Annotated in this window: 22 protein-coding genes; 7 read left to right on the plus strand and 15 right to left on the minus strand. The window is 59.6% G+C overall.

The annotated features are described in order from the left end of the window. Positions 1–37: 37 nt before the first annotated feature. The 3 genes from J2Y83_RS11590 to J2Y83_RS11600 form a co-directional block, all read right to left on the minus strand. Entirely contained in the window at positions 38–2,275 is a 2,238-nt protein-coding gene (locus tag J2Y83_RS11590; RefSeq protein WP_253395278.1) for a TonB-dependent siderophore receptor, read from the minus strand. Between the two features lie 127 nt (positions 2,276–2,402). Next, positions 2,403–4,145, minus strand: a complete 1,743-nt coding sequence (locus tag J2Y83_RS11595; protein WP_253395280.1) for a phosphoethanolamine transferase CptA — start codon at positions 4,143–4,145, stop codon at positions 2,403–2,405. A gap of 152 nt (positions 4,146–4,297) precedes the next feature. After that, positions 4,298–4,474 (minus strand): DUF6026 family protein, encoded by a 177-nt coding sequence (locus J2Y83_RS11600; RefSeq protein WP_301294971.1) that lies wholly within the window; start codon positions 4,472–4,474, stop codon positions 4,298–4,300. A 269-nt stretch (positions 4,475–4,743) separates the two neighbouring features. Here J2Y83_RS11600 and gnd point away from each other — a divergent pair, with 269 nt between their 5' ends. The 3 genes from gnd to J2Y83_RS11615 are packed head-to-tail and all read left to right on the plus strand — an operon-like array spanning position 4,744 to position 8,092. Next, complete coding sequence (gnd, locus tag J2Y83_RS11605) at positions 4,744–5,727, plus strand: phosphogluconate dehydrogenase (NAD(+)-dependent, decarboxylating) (protein ID WP_253395282.1); 984 nt, start codon at positions 4,744–4,746, stop codon at positions 5,725–5,727. Beyond that, positions 5,724–7,247, plus strand: a complete 1,524-nt coding sequence (zwf, locus tag J2Y83_RS11610; protein WP_247395748.1) for a glucose-6-phosphate dehydrogenase — start codon at positions 5,724–5,726, stop codon at positions 7,245–7,247. The genes gnd and zwf overlap by 4 nt, the downstream gene beginning before the upstream one ends. After that, entirely contained in the window at positions 7,244–8,092 is an 849-nt protein-coding gene (locus J2Y83_RS11615; RefSeq protein WP_253395284.1) for an HAD family hydrolase, read from the plus strand. Before zwf ends, J2Y83_RS11615 begins: the two co-directional genes overlap by 4 nt. A gap of 74 nt (positions 8,093–8,166) precedes the next feature. On the opposite strand, the gene J2Y83_RS11620 is transcribed toward J2Y83_RS11615, so the two are convergent. Then, on the minus strand, positions 8,167–8,427 hold the full coding sequence (locus tag J2Y83_RS11620; protein ID WP_253395286.1) for a hypothetical protein: 261 nt from the start codon (positions 8,425–8,427) through the stop codon (positions 8,167–8,169). 345 nt (positions 8,428–8,772) lie between these two features. On the opposite strand from J2Y83_RS11620, the gene J2Y83_RS11625 reads away from it, so the two are divergent. After that, complete coding sequence (locus J2Y83_RS11625; protein WP_253395288.1) at positions 8,773–10,098, plus strand: sigma-54 dependent transcriptional regulator; 1,326 nt, start codon at positions 8,773–8,775, stop codon at positions 10,096–10,098. 64 nt (positions 10,099–10,162) lie between these two features. On the opposite strand, the gene J2Y83_RS11630 is transcribed toward J2Y83_RS11625, so the two are convergent. The 7 genes from J2Y83_RS11630 to J2Y83_RS11660 form a co-directional block, all read right to left on the minus strand. Beyond that, positions 10,163–11,473, minus strand: a complete 1,311-nt coding sequence (locus J2Y83_RS11630) for a hypothetical protein (protein ID WP_253395290.1) — start codon at positions 11,471–11,473, stop codon at positions 10,163–10,165. Between the two features lie 50 nt (positions 11,474–11,523). Continuing rightward, positions 11,524–12,273 carry a hypothetical protein gene (locus tag J2Y83_RS11635; RefSeq protein WP_253395291.1) on the minus strand — a complete coding sequence of 250 codons (750 nt, stop codon included), beginning with the start codon at positions 12,271–12,273 and terminating at the stop codon, positions 11,524–11,526. A gap of 41 nt (positions 12,274–12,314) precedes the next feature. After that, positions 12,315–12,992 (minus strand): C39 family peptidase, encoded by a 678-nt coding sequence (locus J2Y83_RS11640; protein WP_253395293.1) that lies wholly within the window; start codon positions 12,990–12,992, stop codon positions 12,315–12,317. Positions 12,993–13,054: 62 nt separating this feature from the next. Then, the gene (locus J2Y83_RS11645) at positions 13,055–13,759 is read right to left on the minus strand and encodes a heme utilization protein (RefSeq protein WP_108526584.1); all 705 of its coding nucleotides are present in this window, start codon (positions 13,757–13,759) and stop codon (positions 13,055–13,057) included. 67 nt (positions 13,760–13,826) lie between these two features. Next, positions 13,827–14,390 carry an adhesin gene (locus J2Y83_RS11650; RefSeq protein ID WP_253395295.1) on the minus strand — a complete coding sequence of 188 codons (564 nt, stop codon included), beginning with the start codon at positions 14,388–14,390 and terminating at the stop codon, positions 13,827–13,829. After that, a complete protein-coding gene (locus tag J2Y83_RS11655; RefSeq protein WP_253395297.1) occupies positions 14,387–14,824 on the minus strand; it encodes a hypothetical protein in 438 nt (145 codons plus the stop codon). Before J2Y83_RS11655 ends, J2Y83_RS11650 begins: the two co-directional genes overlap by 4 nt. Positions 14,825–15,165: 341 nt before the next feature. Beyond that, positions 15,166–16,161, minus strand: coding sequence for a FecR family protein (locus tag J2Y83_RS11660; protein ID WP_253395299.1), 996 nt, complete (start codon positions 16,159–16,161; stop codon positions 15,166–15,168). A 266-nt stretch (positions 16,162–16,427) separates the two neighbouring features. Between J2Y83_RS11660 and J2Y83_RS11665 the strand changes: the two genes are divergently transcribed. Further along, a complete protein-coding gene (locus J2Y83_RS11665; RefSeq protein WP_253395301.1) occupies positions 16,428–17,462 on the plus strand; it encodes an Ldh family oxidoreductase in 1,035 nt (344 codons plus the stop codon). A gap of 58 nt (positions 17,463–17,520) precedes the next feature. Here the strand turns inward: J2Y83_RS11665 and J2Y83_RS11670 are convergent, their stop codons facing one another. After that, positions 17,521–17,841: a DUF883 family protein gene (locus J2Y83_RS11670; RefSeq protein WP_253395303.1), complete on the minus strand. Its 321-nt coding sequence runs from the start codon at positions 17,839–17,841 to the stop codon at positions 17,521–17,523. 162 nt (positions 17,842–18,003) lie between these two features. On the opposite strand from J2Y83_RS11670, the gene J2Y83_RS11675 reads away from it, so the two are divergent. Continuing rightward, a complete protein-coding gene (locus tag J2Y83_RS11675) occupies positions 18,004–18,258 on the plus strand; it encodes a hypothetical protein (protein WP_017848398.1) in 255 nt (84 codons plus the stop codon). On the opposite strand, the gene J2Y83_RS11680 is transcribed toward J2Y83_RS11675, so the two are convergent. Further along, complete coding sequence (locus J2Y83_RS11680) at positions 18,230–19,150, minus strand: LysR family transcriptional regulator (protein ID WP_253400383.1); 921 nt, start codon at positions 19,148–19,150, stop codon at positions 18,230–18,232. The two genes, J2Y83_RS11675 and J2Y83_RS11680, sit on opposite strands and share 29 nt — an antisense overlap. A 92-nt stretch (positions 19,151–19,242) precedes the next feature. On the opposite strand from J2Y83_RS11680, the gene J2Y83_RS11685 reads away from it, so the two are divergent. Further along, entirely contained in the window at positions 19,243–20,169 is a 927-nt protein-coding gene (locus tag J2Y83_RS11685) for a carbon-nitrogen hydrolase family protein (protein WP_253395305.1), read from the plus strand. 16 nt (positions 20,170–20,185) lie between these two features. Here the strand turns inward: J2Y83_RS11685 and J2Y83_RS11690 are convergent, their stop codons facing one another. Together J2Y83_RS11690 and J2Y83_RS11695 are read right to left on the minus strand one after the other, a co-directional pair. Next, complete coding sequence (locus tag J2Y83_RS11690; protein WP_253395307.1) at positions 20,186–20,647, minus strand: LEA type 2 family protein; 462 nt, start codon at positions 20,645–20,647, stop codon at positions 20,186–20,188. Positions 20,648–20,660: 13 nt separating this feature from the next. Continuing rightward, positions 20,661–22,088: a nucleobase:cation symporter-2 family protein gene (locus tag J2Y83_RS11695; protein WP_253395310.1), complete on the minus strand. Its 1,428-nt coding sequence runs from the start codon at positions 22,086–22,088 to the stop codon at positions 20,661–20,663. Between the last annotated feature and the right edge of the window lie 189 nt (positions 22,089–22,277).

A 22,277-nucleotide genomic window follows, 5' to 3' on the forward strand; every position in this document is an offset into this window, starting at 1 on the left:
CAAGTTAGCCCTCTCGCAAACTTTGAGAGCCGGGTGGTTAGAGTTTCCAGTCCAGTGCCAAGGTGATCGAACGAGGGTCTCCCCAGTACACACCGTTATAAAAGCCGACGCGTTCATAATATTTTTTATCGAACAGGTTGTTGACGTTAACCGACGCCGAAACATGTTCGTCGAACGAGTAACGCGACATCAGGTTGACCACGGTGTAGGCCTGCTGGCTGATCTTGGTGGATTCGGTGAGCAGGTAGCCATCCTGGTCCCGACCGCCGATCGGCCGCTCGGCGAAGTCGTAGAAGTCGCTCTGCCAATTGATTGCGCCGCCCACCGTCAACCCGCGCCATGCACCTGGCAGGCGATAGGCGGTCGACATCTTCAGCATGTTCATCGGCTGGTCGGTGTTGTTGCGCTGCTTATCGCCGTTGAGCGAATGGGTGTAGGTGTAGCCCGCCGTGAGGTTCCAGTCCGGCATGATTTCGCCCGATACCTCCACTTCAAAGCCTTGCACCTTGTTGCCTTTGCCGCCGGATTTGTAGAACTGCTCGCGGGTGACCGGGTCTGGCGGGGCCGCATTGTCGAGTTCGGCGACGTTATCCTGGGTGCTCCAGAAATACGCGGTGGACAGGTTCAAACGCTCATTGAGCAGGCTGCCCTTGAGGCCGATTTCATAGTTACTGCCGACCACCGGTTCGAGATATTTTTTGCTGGCGTCCCGCTCGTCCTGCGGGTTGAAGATATCGGTGTAGCTGGCGTACACCGTGTATTCCGGCGTCAGGTCGTAGAGCAGGCCTGCGTAAGGTGTCCACATATCCGTGTGGGTCTGGCTGGATTTGGTTGAGGCGGTCAACTGGTTATCGAGGTTGTATTTGGGAGAGACGCTTTCGGTTTCCCAACTGCCATATCGGCTGCCCAGTACTGCGTGCCACTTTTCGGTCAGGCTCAAACGTGTGGCGAGGTAGCCGGCCTTCTGTTTTTTGCTGCTGTGTTCACCCTTGAGGCCGGTGGTGCGGTCGGCGAATTTGCCGATGCCGCCCATGTGCTTCCAGTCTTCGATGGTTTCGTAGCCTTGGGGCGTTACAAAACGTTGGAAGGGGGACGTGTCGCGCTGCTCGGATTCGCCATAACCCACCATCAACTCATGTTCGCGCCCCAACAGCGAATAGGCACCCGCCAGGTTAAAGTCCACCGCATCCATTTTCGAGGTGCCGACCATCTGGTTGGTCCAGGCCGTCATGCCGCTGCCATCTGCATTCGGAAAACCGGCGCCGCCGTAATATACCTTGCCGTCGGTATCGCTTTGCCGATGGGTGTAGGCGGCTTTCAGGCGCCAGTCCGTCGACAGGTTGTGGTCGATGGAGGCGAAGGTGGTCTTGTCCTTCAGTGGCCAGGAACTCCAGTCGGCGGCGAGGTTGGCCGAGCGCGAGAGAGTGGCCTTGCTACCGTCGCTGTTCCAGTAGGGCAGGGTGCCCCAGGAAGTGCCTTGTACGTGTTTGTTCTGGTAGTCGAAGCCTACGGCTACCACGGTGTCGTCCGTCAGGTCGGCTTCCAGAATGCCGTAGCCCACTTCCCGTTGCAGCGCGTAGTTGTCGCGAAAGGATTGGCTGTCACGGTAAGCCATCACCGTGCGCCCGCGCAGGCGTCCGTCAAAGGCCAGTGGGCCGCCCACGTCCAGGTAGCTGTAGTAGTTGTCATGGCTGGAGCCGCTGATGCCGGTCTTGGCTTGCCACTGCGTGGTCGGGCGTTTGCGGACCATGTTGACGGTGGCGGAGGGATCGCCGGCACCGGTCGTTAGCCCGGTGGCGCCGCGTACTACTTCGATACGGTCGTAGATGATGGTGTCCGAGTCGGACTTCATGCGCCCGAACGTATTGAGCATGCCATCCACCTGGAAGTTATTGATCGAATAACCCCTGGAGGAATAACTGGCCCGGTCCGAATCCAGATGCTGAACCGTCACGCCGGTGGTCTGGCGCAAGGCGTCGGTCAGGGTATTGAGATTGAAATCGTCCATCTGCTGGCGGGTGACCACCGAAATGGATTGAGGGGTTTCCTTGATCGACAGGTTCAGCCGGGTAGCGGTGCTCATCGAGCCGGTGGTGTAGGCCCCGGTATGTTCGGTATTGGCACCCAGGCCTTCGGCGGTGATGTTGGTGCTGCCTAGCTCCAGCGTGGGGGGCGGCATCTGTTCGGGGTCGGTTTCAGCCAGCAGGTCCGGGCTCAGCGCCAGGCTGAACAGGCTGAGGGTAAAGGTCATGGAGCGGGTAAAGGGCGCGAACATCGCGGAAGACTCCTTGTCGTCTTTGCGACCTTCTCAGTAAGAGAAGGCCTTGGCTCAAAGACGAAAGGAGGCGCGGAACTTTAGGTTTAAACGAGAACGATTGTTAACTTTCTATTGTGAAGCCTGTTTACTTGAGCACCACGTTGGCAGTGTCGGCCGTCTTCGGTTTGATCAGGCTGAAGTCGATCAGGGCTTTCTGCTGGCGCTCGTAGGGGTTGCCGATCAACAACGGGCGCGGTTTGAAGCTGTCGCTGACCAGGCTTTTGCTGTGGTCCAGCTCATCGAAACTCAGGCCGGCCAAGTCAGCCCAGGTGTGGATCAGCTGCGAGCTGCTGTAGGGCCGTTGCAGGTCGCCGGCAAATTTCCAGTCGTGGCTTTCGCGCCATTTCGGTGAGGCGTAGGCCATGAATGGGATGGTGTACATCGGCGCTGTCGGCTTGCCTTCGTTACGGCCCAGGGTGCTGTGGCCTGCGGAGTCGAACACGTCTTCACCGTGGTCCGACAGGTACAGCAGGAAACCGTTGGGGTCGGTCTTGGCGTAGTCCTTGATCAGGCTCGATACCACGAAGTCGTTGTACAGCACCGCGTTGTCGTAGCTGTTGTAGATCGGCAATTGAGCATCGCTGATAGCGTCCGGAACGCCCTGGCGATCGGTGAACTTCTCGAAGGTTGGCGGATAGCGGTACTGGTAGCTCATGTGCGTGCCCAGCAGGTGGACCACGATGAGCTTGCGCTCGGCGGTGTCGGCCAGGGCCTTGGCGAAGGGCGCCAGCACGTCGCCGTCGTATTGGCGGGCGTTCTGGTTGCGGTTGTTGTTCAGGTAGACCTGCTCGTCGGCCTGTTCGGAAAAGGTCGTGAGCATGGTGTTGCGCTTGGTCATGGTCTGCTGGTTGGTGATCCAGAAGGTCTTGTAACCGGCCTGTTTCATCACGCTGACAATCGACGGCGTCTTGAGGTAGAGGTCCGGGTTCTCTTCGTCGGCGAAGGTCAGTACCTGTTGCAGCGCTTCAATCGTGTAGGGGCGAGGGGTAATGACGTTGTCGAACACCGCCAACTGGTCACGCAATTTGTCCAGTTCCGGCGTGGTACTGCGCGGGTAGCCATAGAGGCTCATGCGCTGACGGTTGGTGGACTCGCCGATCACCAGCACCAGGGTCGAAGGCTGGCCGGCCATGCTGTCCTTGAGGTTTTTCAACGGCGGGATCTGGCTGGCGCTGGTCAGCATGCCTTGCATGTTGTCCAGTTGCTCGGTGTAGCGGCGGTAGGCGACGATCATCTGCCACGGTACAGCTGGCTCGATGCGGGTTTCGAAGCGGTCGATGGCCAGCTCCATGGTTTCGCTCGTGGCGATCTGCTTGACCAGCGGGTAGCCGACGACGGCCAGCACAATGGCTACCGCGGCCAGTATCGACTGACCGCGAGGCAGGTAAACCGGGCGCAAGCGCGTCCACAGGAAGATGGCGAAGGCGGTGTGCGCAATGAACGCCAGCACGATCCACCAGGCGAAATATTGCGTGGCGTATTCGCCCGCTTCAGAAATGTTCGACTCGAACATGATGAAGATGACGCTCTGGGAGAATTCCTGCTGATAGATGAAGAAATAACCCAGGCTGGCCATGGAGCAAGCCCACAGCACCACACCAATCACTGCGGCGAGCAGGCGTGTATGGCGCGCGAACAGCAACATAGGCGCCAACCACAGCGCGCTCATGAAGAAGGCTTGGCGAAAGCCACTGAAACCGGAAGTGCCGGTCAGTTGAATCAGCAGTTGGGTAATACCCGAGAAGTACCAGAAAAACAGGAACAGCCAACCCAAGCCGGCCCAATCAAAACCTTTCGCAGACGTAGTGCTGCGTTTGAACATCGCCATCCAGCGCTCCAACCCGATAATTTTTCAGCTGATGCGCAGGGACGCACGCAACAGAGGCCGCCCTTGTGTGAGGCGGCCCTTCGGGCGGGAGTATCGTGACGGGAATGTGAAAAATTCGTGAGTTTTTTGTAAGGATTACCTTACAGCGTCACTCAGCAGAGGGTGGGCTGTGGGCTGGAAGGCTGATCCAGCTGGCCTTGCAGGTGTGAGCGCAGGCGCAGGACTTCCTGTTGCAGTTGGTCGCGTTCGGCCTTCAATTGGCGCAACTCGTCACGACGGATGCTGACGTAGAGGGTCTGTGGCGGGCGGGTCATCTGTGCTGTGCTCATTGCTTACCTCGCAAATAGCCGGTAGATCGCGGTGCCAGAACGCATGATTCAAGATTCTCGGCATCAGTCGGAAGCAATTCTGAATTCTTTTCAGTATCAATGGAACTTTTATATTTTTAGTGGTCGTGTGACTTTTGCGGGGGTGATGGTGAAATGCTGGCTACTTTTTTGTCATGAAACTACACCGATCCGCTCTGGACTAACCCTCATTAGCCTCGTTGCGCTATAAACTATGCCACACATTTTTTAGTAGTTAGGAGCATCAGCACATGCAACTGGGGATTATTGGACTAGGCCGCATGGGCGGTAATATTGCACGGCGCCTGATGCTCAACGGGCATACCACCGTTGTTTACGACCGTAACGAAGCATTTGTCAAAGGCCTGAGCGAAGAGGGCGCCACCGGCGTCGCCGATTTGAAGGCGCTGGTTGCCGGGCTGCAAAAGCCTCGCGCCGTGTGGGTGATGCTGCCGGCAGGCGACCCCACCGAAAACACCATCAATGAGTTGAGCGAGCTGTTGGACGACGGTGACGTGATCATCGACGGCGGCAACACCAACTACAAGGACGACGTGCGTCGCGCCAAGGCCCTGTCGGAAAAAGGCCTGCACTATGTCGACGTCGGCACCTCGGGCGGCGTATGGGGCTTGGAGCGTGGCTACTGCATGATGATCGGTGGCGACACCGAGACCGTGCAGCGCCTTGACCCGATCTTCGCCAGCCTGGCGCCGGGCCTGGGTTCCATCCCACGCACCAAGGACCGCTCCGCCGTCGCTGACCCCCGCGCCGAGCACGGTTACATTCATGCCGGCCCTGCGGGTTCGGGGCACTTCGTGAAGATGATTCACAACGGCATCGAGTACGGGATGATGCAGGCGTTTGCCGAAGGCTTTGACATCCTCAAGACCAAAAACTCGGAAAACCTGGCAGAAGACCAGCGCTTTGACCTGAATGTTGCCGATATCGCCGAAGTCTGGCGCCGTGGCAGCGTGGTGTCGTCCTGGCTGCTGGACCTGACCGCCGACGCCTTGGCCACCGACCCTAAACTCGACGGCTACTCCGGCTCGGTTGCCGACAGCGGTGAAGGCCGCTGGACCATCGAAGCGGCCATGGAACAAGCCGTGCCGGTGCCGGTGTTGTCCACGTCTTTGTTTGCGCGTTTCCGCTCGCGTCAGCAGAGCACCTACGGTGACAAGATGTTGTCTGCCATGCGCTTTGGCTTCGGTGGTCACGTGGAGACTTCCAAAAAATGACCGCCAACGGCAAGAAATCCAAGGCCGAACCCGCGCCCCCCACTACGCTGTTTCTGTTTGGCGCCCATGGCGACCTGGTCAAGCGCCTGCTCATGCCGGCGTTGTACAACCTGAGTCGTGACGGGCTGCTGGGCAATGGCCTGCGCATTGTCGGCGTTGATCACAACGCTATCAGCGATGCCGACTTTGCCAAGAAACTCGAGGACTTCATTCGCACCGAAGCCGCGAGCAAGGTCAAGGGCAATGCCGACAACGCACTGGACCCGCAGCTGTGGGCGCAGTTGGCCAACGGTATCAGCTACGTCGAGGGTGATTTCCTCGACGACGGCACCTACGCCGACATCGCCAAGAAAATCACCGACAGCGGCACCGGCAATGCGGTGTTCTACCTGGCCACCGCGCCGCGCTTCTTCGGTGAAGTGGTGCAGCGCCTGGGCAGTGCCGGTCTGTTGACGGAAACCGATGATCACTTCCGCCGCGTGGTGATCGAAAAGCCGTTCGGTTCCGATCTGGCCACCGCCGAAGCGTTGAACGCCTGTTTGCTCAAGGTGATGAGCGAGAAGCAGATCTATCGCATCGACCACTATCTGGGCAAGGAAACCGTACAGAACATCCTGATCAGCCGTTTCTCCAACGTGTTGTTCGAAGCGTTCTGGAACAACCATTACATCGACCACGTACAAATCACCGCCGCCGAAACCGTCGGCGTGGAAACCCGGGGTAATTTCTTCGAAAAAACCGGGACCCTGCGCGACATGGTGCCAAACCACTTGTTTCAACTGCTGGCGATGGTCGCCATGGAGCCGCCGGCGGCGTTTGGCGCCGACGCAGTGCGGGGTGAAAAGGCCAAGGTGATCGGTGCCGTGCGTCCCTGGTCCGCAGCGGATGCGCGGGCTAATTCGGTGCGTGGGCAGTACGCCGCCGGTGAGATTGGCGGCAAGCAGGTGCCCGGCTACCGTGAAGAAGCCAATGTCGCGCCCGACAGCAGCACTGAGACGTTCGTCGCCCTGAAAGTGATGATCGACAACTGGCGCTGGGTAGGCGTGCCGTTCTACCTGCGCACCGGCAAGCGCATGAGCATTCGCGATACCGAGATCGTGATCTGCTTCAAACCCGCGCCCTATGCGCAGTTCCGCGACACCGAGGTGAGTGAACTCAAGCCCACTTTCCTCAAGATCCAGATCCAGCCCAACGAAGGCATGTGGTTCGACCTGCTGGCGAAAAGGCCAGGGCCGACCTTGGACATGGCTAACATTGAGTTGGGGTTTGCCTACGAAGACTTCTTCGAAATGCAGCCGTCGACGGGTTACGAAACCTTGATCTACGACTGCATGACCGGCGATCAGACCCTGTTCCAGCGCGCCGACAACATCGAAAACGGCTGGCGTGCGGTGCAGCCGTTTCTCGATGCGTGGAAGGAAGACGACGGGATTCAGGCCTACAAGGCCGGTGAAGATGGCCCTGCAGCGGCCGATGCGTTGCTGGCCCGCGATGGCCGCGCCTGGCACTCGCTCGGATGAGTGATGCAACGAATCATCCCATCCGGTTTGTATTGAGTGATATGGACGGCACTTTATTGCGTCCGGATCACACCCCGACCCAGCGCACCCTTTCAACGGTTCGCGCTTTGCGTGAAGCGGGCGTGTTGTTCAGCCTTGCCAGCGGGCGTCCGCCCAAGGCCATGTTGCAGATGATCCAAGCGTTTGGCATCGACGTGCCGGTGGCGGGCTTCAATGGCGGCACGCTGGTCAACCCTGACGGAACTGTGCTGGTGGCGCACCGCCTGCCGGCAGAGGCGGCGCTGGTGACATTGGCGCTGTTTTCCGGGGAGCCGGACGTGGAGGTCTGGCTGTTTGCCGACGGCGAATGGCTGCGGCGCGATCCGCCTGGGCCGATGGTCGCGGTCGAAACCGCTGGCCTGGGGTATGGGCCGCTGGTGGTGGAGAGTTTCGAACCTTACCTGGATCGGGTCGACAAGATCGTCGCCGCCAGTCGCAACACGCAATTGCTGGTGGAGCTGGAAGCGCAGTTGCAGCCCAAGGTGCAGGGCTTGGCCCAAGTGTCGCGTTCGCAACCGATCTACCTGGATGTAACCGCCATGAAGGCCAACAAAGGCGAGGCCTTGAAAACCTTGGCCGCGCACCTCGGGGTGCCGTTGGCACAGACGGCGGTCATCGGCGATGGTGGCAACGACCCGGCGATGTTTCATGTGGCCGGGTTGTCGATTGCCATGGGCCAGGCTGAAGAAACCGTCAAGCGCCAAGCCGATGTCGTCACTGGCAGCAATCTCGAGGACGGTGCGGCGCAAGCGATCGAGCGGTTTATTCTCAAAGTGCCACACACCGTGTTCGATACGCCAAGTTAGAGCATCGGCGTTTTAATACTGAACTGGCGAGCCCTGCCGTTTACAACGCAGTGTTCGCCAGTTGCAGTTTCGAATTACTTCGGCATGGCCCAGGACTGCAACTGGTGGCCATCTTTATCGAGCTCGGCGCGCGCCTGCAACAACAAATCTTCTAGTTGCGCCGGATCGGTATAGGTACTCGATGACAGCTGTTTAGTGCCGATACGGGTATTGGTGCGGTCGATGACGCTCAGGCTGAGGGCACCGTTGCCATCATGCCAGGCCACGCACTGGAAGGGCCGGAAAGCACGGTCTGCGATCAAAAGAGCTTCGTTGATGCGGAGCGGGGCGTTCATGTAGGTCTTCTCTCTAAATGCCCAATCAAGTGAGTGCCGTCGGTTGGGCTGACCGTGCGGCAAGTTACTTGTACTGATGCGCGATGACGGGGTACGGGTCACATGTTAGAGCAACAAATTTCAACTTTCCGTGATTAGCATCATGTAAGCGGCTGTTTTGAAAGCCGAATACGGTACTCAGCGGGAACGGCTTTTTTTGTGGGAAGTGACGGTGGAGTGGCTTTTTGCCAAGACATATAGCAAAACGATACAAGGCAACTGTCAAGATTTTGATACTGTAACTTACAAACATCGCAAATCGTTGTTTATAAATAACTTTAGCAATTCTGGCGCCAAGGAATAGTCATGATTGGTACACCTGCGCAACGCCGCTTGCTCGTGGTCGACCCCTGTGATGATTGCCATGAGCTGATGCCAGGCTTACGTGCGGCGGGATGGGAAGTGGACAGCTGTACATTGGCGGCCGTGGGTGATCGATCCTGCGATGTGGGGTTGCTGCGTTTGCAGCCGTACCACCTGGAGCGGCCCGAAGCCGTCAAGGAGCTGATCAGCCGCAGCGGCACTGAGTGGATCGCGGTGCTCACCCAGGATGTGTTGCGGCTGCAGAACGTCGGGGATTTTGTCTGCGAATGGTTTTTTGACTTCCATACCTTGCCGTTTGATGTGTCCCGGGTGCAGGTCACCCTTGGCCGCGCCTTTGGCATGGCAAGGCTGCGGGGCAAGGGCTATACCGCGGTGGACGAGCCCGAACATGAGCTGCTGGGCGACAGCCGACCGATCCGTGAGCTGCGCAAGTTGTTATCCAAGCTGGCGCCCACCGAGTCCCCGGTGCTGATCCGCGGCGACAGCGGCACTGGCAAAGAGCTGGTGGCCAAAACCCTGCACCGCCAATCCCAGCGCCATGCCAAACCGTTTGTTGCGATCAACTGCGGCGCGATCCCCGAACACCTGATCCAATCCGAACTGTTTGGCCACGAAAAGGGCGCATTTACTGGCGCCCATCAGCGTAAGGTCGGGCGGATCGAGGCGGCCAATGGCGGCACATTGTTTCTTGATGAGATCGGCGATTTGCCGATGGAGCTGCAGGCCAACCTGCTGCGATTCCTGCAGGAAAAACAGATCGAGCGTGTCGGCGGCAGCCAGCCCATCCCGGTGGATGTGCGGGTGCTGGCGGCGACTCACGTCGACCTGGAAGCCGCCGTGGCAAAGGGTACGTTTCGTGAAGACTTGTATTACCGTTTGAATGTACTGCAAGTGGTCACTGCGCCGTTGCGCGAGCGCCACGGCGACGTTGCCATGCTGGCCAACCACTTTGCGCGCTTCTACAGCCAGGAAACCGGGCGCCGTCCGCGCAGTTTCAGCGAAGACGCGCTGGTGGCCATGGGGCACCACCCTTGGCCGGGCAATGTGCGTGAGCTGGCCAACCGTGTGCGTCGGGGCCTGGTACTGGCCGAAGGGCGGCAAATCGAAGCCGTTGATCTGGGTTTGCAAGGTCAGCAGGCAATTTCGTCGCCGATGGCTACACTGGAAGATTACAAACACCGCGCCGAACGCCAGGCGCTGTGCGATGTGCTCAACCGGCACAGCGACAACCTGAGTGTCGCGGCCCGTGTGCTGGGGATTTCCCGGCCGACGTTCTACCGGTTGTTGCACAAACACCAGATCCGCTAGGGCGGGTAAACCGAAAAGCCCCGCAACGACCCTTATCGTTGCGGGGCTTTTCCTTGTGCGCGGTTTAGAAGTAGTACGGGAATTTCAGGCTGAAGGTGAAGTCCGGCGCATCATCCGTCATGCCAATGGCCAGGTTCGGCACGATCGTCAGGTTATCCGACGCCGCGATGGTCATGCCCACGTTGAAATAGCCGGCGTTGGCGTCGCTGGAGACCACCGATTGCCAATCCGCGCCGCTTTGCTTGACCTTGCTCTTGCGTTGCACGAGGTCGGACACCGAGAACGACATACTCATTTTCTCGTTGAGGGCGAAGGCGACACCGACCCCTAACTGGAAGCTGTCGCCCAGACTGACCTTGCCGGGGATTTTCTGGTTGACGTTGGGGCTGATGTCGCTGAACGAATCCTCGAAGTTATGGGTGTAGGACAGCGAACCGAACAGCACCGCCGGGTCGAAGGTCTTGACCAGGGAGATACCCGGCGTCACCGACCACACGCCGTTACCGGTCGGCAGGGTTTCCGGCACGGCGAGGTTGGTGTTGGTCGGCGATTCGATCAGCTTGATGCCATAAGGATCTTTGCCGGTAGGCGCCTTGACCCGAAACGACACCACCGCATCCGGCAGGCTGGCGCTTTCGTCGAGAAATTTATACGCAATGCCGAAGTTCACATCGCCGATGGTTGGGTCTCGGGTAACCGAGCCTTCCGATGTGGTGTTGGCGCTGCCGCCGGCACCGCCGGACTGGTACGTCGACTCGCGATACACCACCGGCACGTTCACATCGAACTGCCAGCGGTTGTCCACGTTGTAGCGCCCGGTCAGGTCCAGGGTCCAACTGTCGGACTTGATTCGGTCCAGGTTGATATTACCGAGGAAGATCGAGTCCAGTGCCAGAAAGCCGTTAAGGGATAACTGGCGTGCGTCATAGCGGGCATAGGTGACGCCGGTTTCAAAGCTGAACTTGCCATTGCCGAAGAAGCCACTGGCCTCGTTGTACAAGTTGCTCACGCTTTGTGCCGGCGCCGAGTCATCCTTCAGGCTTTGCCCATAGGAGCTGCCACCGCCGGCGCCGCCCGATGCCGCCGCCGCGCCCACCCCAGGCGCGTTGCCGGCCACGGTGGTGCCGCCTTTTCTCAAGTCGGCAGGCGACTTGACCAAGCGTCTAGGCGCGGGTGTTGCGGGTTGGTCTTCTACTTGTCGAACGCGTTGCTCCAATACTGCCAGTGCTTTTTGCTGCACTTCATAACGTTGCTTGAGCTCCAGAAGTTCCTGTTTCAAGGTTTCAATATCGGTGTCCGGTGCGGCATATAGCGCGGACGCCGGCAGGAGCGTACTCAAACAAATCACGGCACGTAACGATAACGATCGATGCATGAAATAAGCCGTCCCATTCCTAATGCGTAAGTGTCGTGGCTCAGCGTAGTTCAATAACCGGAAGGGCGAAGGCCTTTGAGTTGATCTAGGTTAAGATTTTGCGTGATATTGTTCAGACCACTGTTTCCCATCACTACATTGAGTTGGGTCAGATTGTTCACGAAGTTGCTGTTCCCTTGGATGACCGTGCCTTGCAGGACGTTGCCGCCGCCAATTTGCTGCACGACGTTGCCTTGATTGTTGCTGGCCAGCAGCGCCATCTGCAGGCCGCCGTTCTTGGCGCTCACTGTGACCTGGCCAGCGGCAGTGCTGCCGGTAATCGGCTGGCCGGCCAGTAACGCCTGGCCTGACTGCACATAGTTGGCCGGAGTCAAGCCGTCTTTGGTGACGTTGATGTCAACGCCGTTGGTGGCTGTGTTGCCATCACCCGCCGCGCGCACGCTTTGAACCACGCCCTGGCCGGTGCCGAGGCCGGAGCCGCCGACGACGGTGCCGGTGCCGGTAGGCTGCTGGGTCGTGCCGTTGCCATCGCTGCCGGTAATCTGCACGTAAAATTGCGGCGTGATGGTGGTGGAGTTGACTTGCATGTTGGCAGTGCCGGTCACGGTGGCACCGGCGGCGTTAGTCCAGGTACTGCTCATCACAATGCCAAAGCTGACAATCCGCCCCGGCATCACATAGCGGCCGCGCAACTCGGCCATTTCCGAATCCTTGAGTTCAATCGGCTTGAACGCCGATGAAGCATAAACAGGTGCTGAGGCTGCCAGGCACATGACTGTCAGCCAACGGAGAGTATTCATCGTTTGCTCCTGGAGCTTCCTACCCCTTATTGCGCTTCTATCTAGAAGAAGTCGCTCTGGATAAAACCGAAGTCCATCAATTCGCTGTCGCGCACCGGGCTGAACTCGTTCAGCTTGTTCTTGGCAGTCAGTGGCGTGGGTGGGTCGAGCAAGACGTTGGCCTTGTCGTAGCCTTCACCCAGTACGGCGAATACGATGCCGTTCCAGCCCTTGATGAAATCGTCCTTGGCATAACGCTTGTGACCCAGCACGGGATCGCCGATATACACCCAGTCTTTGTCGGCGCGCTGCAACACCACGAAGTGCTTGTAGCCGCGAATATCGAGCAGCACGACGACCGGCACTTTGACCGTGATCAGCACTTCCGGAGTGATCCGGTAGCCCCTGGCGCGCATGTGGATGCTTTCCAGGTAGCGCTTCATGTCGAGCATGGAAAAGCCCTGGGTACGCACCAGATCCTGGTCGGCGTTGGCCAGCATGCCTTTGATGACGTGATCTTCATCCACGTCCATCCAATAGGCTTGGCGCAGGATGGTCGCCAGTGCGGCGGCCCCGCAGCTGAAATCGGTTTTCTGTTCCACCAGGTTGGCGAACTTGCGCTCGCGGATGCTCTCGACCTTTTTGTAGATCAACCCACCGCCGGGCATGACCACGGCCATTTGCCCTGCCCAGGTCGGGCCGGTGAGTGCTAACAGCAGGCAGAAGGCAACGAGGCGCATGATCGTATGACCTGTTGGACACTGGAAATAAAAAGGGCCTTGTTGCCAAGGCCCGATCTGGATCAGAAGCGAGTGGTGGATTGGACCACTACGTTGTTCTGACCTTGGTTGTTGCTGCCCGACAGAACGTTGGAGTTCGACACCCCAGAGCTGTAGTTCATCGAGTTGTTCACGCTGGCGTTGTTGACAACGGGTTTGGCGCTCCAGCTGTGGCCGCTGCTGATGTTGAGCGTCAGGTTGCTGGATACTTCCTGCACGCCATTGACGGTTGCGAGGCCGCCAGAACCGTCTTTGTTCGACTGAACGACAGTGCTGTTGCTGGCTTGGTTGGAAGTGCCCGCGGCGGCGTTCAACTGAATGATGCCCGAAGCGTTGTTACCGCTATCGTTGAGAGAGGCATTGTTTTTGGTGCCGCTGTTGATCACCAGGTTACCGGTGTTCGATTGTGCGGAGTTCACGGCGGCGAACACGAAATCAGCATCGGCAGACTGAACGACTACGTCGTTTTTGCCTTGGTTGTTGTCACCGCTGAGAACGTTGCCGTTGGCTACGCCGCTGCTGTGGTTGTAGGAGCTGTTGGCCGACGCGTTGTTTTGGGTTTTGTCATTGATCACCACGTTGCCATGGTTGCTTTGACCGTCATTGGCGGCCGCGGCAGCGACGGTTGGTGGTTGTGGATGATGATGAGTCTGACCCGCTTGAGCAGCAACAGCCATGAGAGCAGCGAGAGCGAAAGCCAGTGGTTTAAGAGCCATTGTAGGTTTCATGGTGTATCTCCTTGCTTCTATTTAGTTGGTTAAGTGTTGGTACGGTGTAGCTGGCGACTCAGCTCCATCAGTTGAGTCGTAGATTCAGGGTGTTAGCCACTCGGTTCCCCACCCCGGCGCTCTGGTTGACCTGTACCACTCCACGGCTGCCGGTGAAGGCCTGGTCGCTGGTAACGACCTGGCGGCTGCCAGTGGTAGGGTTCAACCCGGAGTCTGTTGCAAGCGCAACGTTCTGTTGCGACATGACACTGTCGTCGATGCTCTGCGGGCCAGCGTTGATGCTGATTCGCACGGCATTGATCATCTGGTTCTGGGCCCCGGCCGACTGGTTGACACTCAGTACACCGTTGCCATTGCTGAAGGAGGTGCCGTGGATCGCCGCTGTGGCATCCATGGCGCGGTCTGCGGCAGCGCCGCTGATTTTTTGCGTGATGGCGATGTTCGCCTGGGCGTTGTGGCCCACCGCGATCGCGACGTTGTTGCTCAGTTGTTGCTGGTCGCCTGCGGCCTGGTTGAGCGTCACGACGCCGTTGTATTGCTTGGCCGAGTTATCGATCGTTGCGTTATTACTGCTGTCGGCCATTGCCGCCGTGCAGCTGAGTACGGCGAGGAGCATCCAGGAGGCGTTCATTTCATCGCTCCCCCGATCATGCCGCCGATATTGTTCAGCGGGGCGAGGCCGCTGGATACCGCGCTGTTGACCGTGCCGGCGACACCGCCGCCGCCATGGCCGGCTGCGCTGCCAGCGCCCAGGCCAAGGCTATTGGTGTTGGTCAAACCGGCCAGCTCGCCATTGGGCATGATGCTGCGAGTGATGCTGACGCCACTGCTCACACCGGCGAAGTCGTTGTCGCTGACTTCGCTGTTGATGGTCGCCGAGGGATTGGTATTGACCGTGGTGGGGTAAGGGTCGGTGCCGCGTGTCCGGCCTATCGCATAAGGTTGGACTTGACGTTGAATCACGATCACACCATCGCCTGCCGCGAGCACTGGAAGGCTCACGCCGGTACTCAGTACGCAGCTAATCAGCAGGAGGCTCAGTGAGCCTGGATTATGTGTGTCCATGGCAAAATTCCTTATTCGTAGCGCTGACCCTAAACAGCGCTGTAAGGAATAGAGCAGGAGGCGTGCCGCTTTCAATTTATTGTTGTTAATCAAACAGCTATGAAACTTAGCAGGCTAAGTGATGGCCACGCTGTTTCAGCGCTGATACAACCTGCCGACGCCGGCCGGCAATTCCCGATATACCTGGCCCGCAGGCGGTGAGTTCGGGAGCCTGTATCAGTGATGTAACACTGTGTGTGACAAAACGATGAATCCGCGCAGGCCGGGTCGTTCAGGACAGAGAGGTGTTTCAAAAATGGACACAGCAGGCGCAAGCAAACCCACGGATGCTGGCAACAGGCTCAGCCCTTGGGCGCTCTACGTGGGATGGAGTTGAGGACGGGATTGCCATCCTGGTTCTGGGTCAGGTAGACCGGCAAAACCTTGGGCAAGGAGGGCACGAGGTTGTTGACCTCGCTGATGTTGTAGGTGCCGTCGATACGAATCGTCCCGGTCTCGGTATCGGCCAGCATCACGGGCTTGTTCAGGTAGCGGTTGATCAGTGGTAACGCATCGGCCAGGGCCAGGTTATCCAGGACCAATTTACCCTGGCGCCAGGCGAGGGCGCTGTCGCCGAGGTTGATCGAGCGCACACGCGGGGTGGTATCGCCCTGTTGATAGCTGGCTTGCATGCCCTGGGTCAGTGGCACGCTGCTGTGTGCCGGGTCGCTGGAAATCTGCACCGAGCCTTCGAGCAACATCACCCGCACCTGGTCTTCGTATTTCCACACGTTGAATTGGGTGCCGGTTACTCGTACCTGTCCCTCACCGGCCCTGACGACAAATGGATGGGTGCTGTCATGACTGATCTTGAAAAACGCCTCGCCCTTGCTCAGCGTGACCCTGCGCTGGTCCCTGTAATTGGCGTAGATCAGTTCGGTGCCCAGGTTGAGCTCTAGCTGGCTGCCGTCGTCCAGCGTGACTTGGCGCAAACCATTGCGGGTTTCGAACCGTTCATAGGCACTTGGCAACCACCCCGCTTCCCAGCCGGTGAACGCCGCCAGGGGCAGGGCCGCCAGGCACACCGAGGCTGCCACGGCATAAGTACGCAACCGGCTGCGCGGTTTGAGCGGCACTAAAACGGGGGCAGGGGCGTGGCGTGGCAAGTGACCGGCAACGTCCCAGATTTCCAGCATTGCGGCGTACTCGAAAGCATGCAGCGGATGAGCATCGTGCCACCGTTGAAAGGCCTGTCGTTCGTCCGCCGTGCAATCACTTGCATGCAGGCGCATGCACCAATCCGCGGCGGCGTCGGTGATGGCGTCATATTCGGCTTCTGAAACAGACTTTTCGGTCATTAATTCATCCTGATTTCCCACATTCTAACCTCCCGAGGCAGATGGCGAGAACAGCGATGATGGCGATTGCACATCAATTGAGCGTTATTCTCGTTGGACACGCCTAAAACGGCTCGGTGACGGAGTCGCGGCCCACGGTAATGGGCGGCGAAGCGCGCAAGGCAGCAGATAGCTCAAGCGCCCGTTGACAGCAGGCACGGGAGGCGTTGTTTAATCGTTGGTCTGGATTCTAGTTGTCTCTTCCAATTACAAAATCGGAGCTACAGATGTCTGCCCAGTCCCCGATAGTGGATAGTTCTTCAGCGTTTATCGGTTTTAACGAGCTGGTGGGGTTGCTGCACGCGGTGTTTGTGAAACACGGCACGTCGCCGGAAGTGGCGCAGATCCTCGCGCACAATTGCGCCAGCGCCGAGCGCGACGGCGCTCATAGCCATGGCATCTTTCGGATTCCCGGTTATGTCAGCACGCTGGACAGCGGCTGGGTCGACGGCAAGGCCACGCCGGTGGTCACGGATGTCGCTTCCGGCTTTGTGCGGGTCGATGCCGCGAACGGCTTCGCCCAACCGGCGCTGGCCGCGGCCCGCGCCCTGCTGGTGGACAAGGCCCGCAGCGCCGGTATTGCGCTGTTGGCGATTCACAATTCCCATCACTTCGCCGCGTTGTGGCCGGATGTCGAACCCTTCGCCGAGCAAGGCCTGGTAGCGCTGAGCGTGGTCAACAGCATGACCTGCGTGGTGCCCCATGGCGCCGATCGCCCGTTGTTTGGCACCAACCCGATCGCGTTTGCCGCACCACGCGCGGACGGCGCGCCCATTGTCTTCGACCTGGCCACCAGCGCCATTGCCCATGGCGACGTGCAGATCGCCGCGCGCAAGGGCGAACGTCTGCCGCCGGGCATGGGCGTGGACAGCCTGGGCCAGCCGACCCAGGACCCCAAGGCCATCCTCGAAGGCGGTGCGTTGTTGCCGTTCGGCGGGCACAAAGGCTCGGCGTTGTCGATGATGGTCGAGTTACTGGCTGCAGCCTTGACCGGCGGCAACTTCTCGTTTGAGTTCAACTGGGCCGATCATCCGGGGGCGCGCACGCCGTGGACCGGCCAACTGTTGATTCTGATCGACCCGAGCAAAACCGCCGGGCAAAACTTCGCCGAGCGCAGCCAGGAACTGGTGCGGCAGATGCACGCGGCGGGGTTGCGGCGGTTGCCGGGGGATCGACGTCATCGCACGCGGGCGAAGTCGTTGGAGGCCGGCATTGAAGTGGATGCGCACGCATTGAATCAGTTGCGTGAGTGGGCCGTCTGAAAACCACGTAGCCGCTGCCTCGCCAGGGCGCGGCAGCGGCTACGCAAGGTGCATAGTATTAGTTGCGACGACCGAGCAGCAGGCCGACCACCAGGCCAAAGCCTGCGGAAATCGCCACGGTCTGCCACGGGTGACCACCGATGTAGGTTTCGGTGGCATCCACCACCGGCTTGCTGCGCTCGCGCACATGGGACACCGAATCGAGGGCTTGCTTGAGCTTGATCGCGACCTGCTCGCGCAAGGTTTCACCTTCTTCGCCCACCAGGGAAGCGCTGCTTTTGAGCAGTTTGTCTGACTCTTCGATCAGCGCAGTCAGTTCGCTGAACGCTTGATCCTTGATTTGATCTTCGACGACTTGGGCGGCAGATTTACGGGCCATTGGGTGACTCCTTGCAGGTAAATGTGACAGTGAACAATGGAGTGTCGGGCGGCGGCAAAAGTTGCAGTTTTTTGCTGGCCGCTGTGGGTATGCGAAATCCGAATCAGGAAACGTAGACCTACAGTGTAAGATGTCACCTATTTGTGCAGCAGGAAATTCAACATGAGCTTCAATCTCGCCAACAAGACCCTCGCCGAACGCGCCGAGCTGGAAGATGAAAAGTCCCGTCTCTATGACCTCTGGCAAAGCAACCTGGGCAAGGCCAAGGGCGAAGCCGCGCGCCTGTTCGGCGAGCGCGCCAAGCGCAAGGGCAAGTGGGCCGAATGGGTCCGCGCGGAACTCGACGGCATGTCGCCGCCGGAGTTCTCCAATATGGTGCGCAGCGAAGTCAACAAGCTGATGGCAGCGGCGAAGTAAAGCTGGCGACAATCGCTTCGCGGACTTTCAGCAACATCGGATCAAGTTGAGCCTGGGTGCGCCAGCCCAGTTCCACCGGGTAGCGCGGCAGCGCCAACGGGCAAGGCAGCACCTGCAAGCCCGTCATGCGTGCGATGGCTTCGGCGGCGTGCCCGGGAATGGTCGCCACCGCCTGGCTGCCCTTGAGCAGAAACGGCAGCGCAGCGAAGTGGCTGGTGGAGGCGCACACCTGGCGGCTCAGCCCTTGTGCTGCCAACCCTTCATCGGTAATCCCGATAAACCCGCCGGATGACACCAGCACATGCTCGCGGGTAACGAACGCTTGCAGGTCGATGCCTTGCTGGCCTGGCGCCAGGCTGTGCGGGTCGACCAGGCAGCGGTAATCACCTTCCCCCAACACCTGCCGGCTCAACCGGCGTTCGGCAAAGCCTCCGGCGGTAATCGCCAGGTCGAGGCTGCGGTCGAGCAGGGCGGCGGCGACGATCTGGCTGTGGGTCTGACGGAAAATTACGCGCAATTTCGGCATGCGCTGGGCAATTTCCTCCATCAGGCGGCGGCCGTAGGCAATCTCGAAATCGTCGGATAAGCCCAGCACCACGGAGCGTCCCTGATAGTGCTGGGTGTCCGGGTGGGTCATCGCCAGGCTCTGCCGACAGCGGTCCAGCGCCTCACTGATCACCGGCTTCAACTGATTGGCCCGCAAGGTCGGCGCCAGGCCGCGGCCGGTGCGCACGAACAGTTGGTCGCCATACACCTCGCGCAAGCGCCGCAGGCCCGCACTGATCGCCGATTGGGTCACGCCCAGGCGCAACGCCGCGCGGCTGGCGCTGGATTCGTCGTGCAGGGCTTCGAAGGTTTTCAGCAGGTTGAGGTCGACTTGGGTGATATTTATCTGGCTCATATCATTCAGCACTGGGGTGGGCTTTATTCATGATCCGGGCTGGCCGGAGAATGGGCAACCCCTCATTGTTCGGAGTGATCCTGATGCCTGTTTCTACTGTGGCGGCTTTGCAAATCGGTTCCTTGCCCGGCGGCAAGGCCGATACCCTGGCGCAAATCCTGGCCTATGAAGATCCGATCCTGCGCAGTGGCGCGCAATTGGTGGTGATGCCCGAGGCGCTGCTGGGCGGTTATCCCAAAGGCGAAGGCTTCGGCACGCAACTCGGTTATCGCCTGCCCGAAGGCCGCGAAGCCTTTGCGCGATATTTTGCCAACGCCATCGACGTGCCCGGCGCCGAAACCGAAGCGTTGGCCGGTTTGTCGGCGCGCACCGGTGCCAGCCTGGTCCTGGGCGTGATCGAGCGCAGTGGCAGCACGTTGTATTGCACCATGCTGTATTTCGAACCGGCGGACGGCCTGGTGGCCAAGCACCGCAAGCTGATGCCCACCGGCACCGAACGGCTGATCTGGGGCAAGGGCGATGGCTCCACATTACCGGTGGTCGACGCGGCGGTCGGGCGCATCGGCGGCGCGGTGTGCTGGGAAAACATGATGCCCCTGCTGCGCACGGCGATGTACGCCAAGGGTGTGCAGGTGTGGTGTGCGCCCACGGTGGATGAACGCGAGATGTGGCAGGTGAGCATGCGCCACATCGCCCACGAGGGTCGCTGTTTTGTGGTCAGTGCGTGCCAGGTACAGGCGTCGCCCGCTGCGCTGGGCGTTGAGGTGGCCAACTGGCCTTCAGACCGCCCGTTGATTGCGGGCGGCAGTGTGATTGTCGGTCCCATGGGCGACATCCTGGCCGGGCCGCTGCTCGGCGAAGCCGGGCTCTTGACCGCGCAGATCAATACCGACGATCTGGTGCGCGCACGGTATGACTATGACGTGGTGGGGCATTACGCCCGGCCGGATATTTTCGAGTTGAGCGTGGATGAGCGGGCCAAACCGGGCGTGCGCTTCATGACCGACTGATCACATGGCCTGAGGTCTACCAGGTAGCGGTGTTCGGCAGATCCAACGTCCCCCGATCCACAAAGCGCAGGGTGCCGAACAGTCCACCGGCCAATTTTCCGCGCAGGACGTAGGGCAGGTTGTTCAAGCTCTGGGTCTGGCTCAGGCCGAGGGTTTGCCGCAACACGGAAAATGCTGAAACGCTGACCGGCACCGTCAGAATGGCCTCGGAAAAGCGTGGGATGCTTCCGTGCTGATCACTCACCCCTGACGCCAGCGGCCGGCCATTGACCTCCAGGTCCAGGGCCACGCCGTTGTAGTCGATCGCCGTTTCATTGGGGTTCTGCACCCGCAGTTTCACCGCGAAGCGCACTTCCAGGTCCTGGCTTTGCAGCGGTTCGATGCCCACCACGTTGATAGTGACCGGGTCGCGGTTGGGGAACAGGGCGCAAGCGCTCAAGGTCAGCAGCAGTATCGATAGAACCATGAGCTTGCGCATACGAAGGTGCTCCTTAGTGCGTGACGTCCGGGTCCTGCATCACTTTGAGGGTAGAGGACTCCGGATCAAATTCATCTTCTTCCAGCGCTAAGAACTCTTCCGGCAGGAAAATGTTCAGCAGGATTGCACAGAACGCGCCCACGGTGATCGGCGACTCGAAGATGTTGTGCAGCGCCTTGGGCAGGTCGCGCAACACTTCCGGCACGGCGGCGACACCCAGGCCCATGCCCAGGGAGATCGCCACGATCAGCATATTGCGGCGGTGCAGGCCGGCTTCGGCGAGGATCTTGATCCCGGCCACGGCGACGGTGCCGAACATGATCAGCGTCGCGCCGCCCAATACCGGCTTGGGCATCAGTTGCAGCACCGCGCCGATCATCGGGAACAGCCCCAGCAGCACCAGCAGGCCGGCAATGAAGTACGCCACATAGCGGCTGGCCACGCCGGTCAGTTGGATCACACCGTTGTTCTGGGCAAACGTCACCATCGGCAGGCTGTTGAAGGTCGCGGCCATCGCCGAGTTGAGGCCGTCGGCCAGCAGGCCGGACTTGATGCGCTTGATGTACAGCGGGCCCTTGACTGGTTGTTGGGAAATCATCGAGTTGGCCGTCAGGTCACCGGCGGCTTCCAGGGGCGAAATCAGGAAGATCACCGCCACCGGGATAAACGCCACCCAGTCGAATGAGAACCCATACTTGAACGGCACCGGCACGCTGATCAACGGCACGTGGGGCAAGGCCGCCATATCCACGCGGCCCAGCCACCAGGCCACGACGAAACCCAGGGTCAGGCCGATCACGATCGAACCCAGGCGCAGGAACGGGTTGCTGAAGCGGTTAAGTATCACGATGGTCAGCAGCACCAGCGCGGCCAGGCCCATATTGCTTGCGGCGCCGAGGTCGTTGGAGCCAAAGCCGCCGGCCATGTCGGTGACTGCCACCTTGATCAGCGACAACCCCATCAGGGTAATGATGGTGCCGGTCACCACCGGGGTGATCAGCTTGCGCAATTTGCCAATGAACTGGCTGAAGACGACTTCGATAAACGCCGCAAAAAAGCAGATGCCGAAAATCGTCGAGAGAATCTCATCGGTGCCGCCACCCCGGGCCTTGACCATGAACCCGGCGCTGAGAATCACGCTGATAAACGAAAAACTGGTGCCCTGCAGGCACAACAGGCCCGAACCGATCGGGCCGAACGTGCGCGCCTGCACGAAGGTGCCGAGCCCGGACACGAACAATGCCATGCTCACCAGGTACGGCACTTCGCTTTCCAGGCCCAGCACACCGCCGACGATCAGGGTAGGGGTGATGATGCCGACGAAACTCGCCAACACATGCTGCAAGGCGGCAAATATAGCCGCAGTGAAATGCGGGCGGTCTTCCAGGCCATAGATCAGGTCGGATTTATAGCGCGGGCGCGGGGCTTGAGCGTCAGACAAAGTGCGGGCTCGGGTCAGAAAATGGAGGCGCAGGATGCCAGAAACCGGTGATCGTCAGAAGTGTAAAAAAATATTTATGGAAGCCCTGCTAAAACCGCTGGCCCTGCCGATATCGTCTATAGGCCCACCCAACAATGACAACAAGTGGTGACCAAGGTCAGAGCGGCGTGTTGACGCCAACTGATCATT

Origin of the sequence: Pseudomonas marginalis (assembly GCF_024169655.1) — a bacterium.
Taxonomy (GTDB): Bacteria; Pseudomonadota; Gammaproteobacteria; order Pseudomonadales; family Pseudomonadaceae; genus Aquipseudomonas; species Aquipseudomonas paraveronii.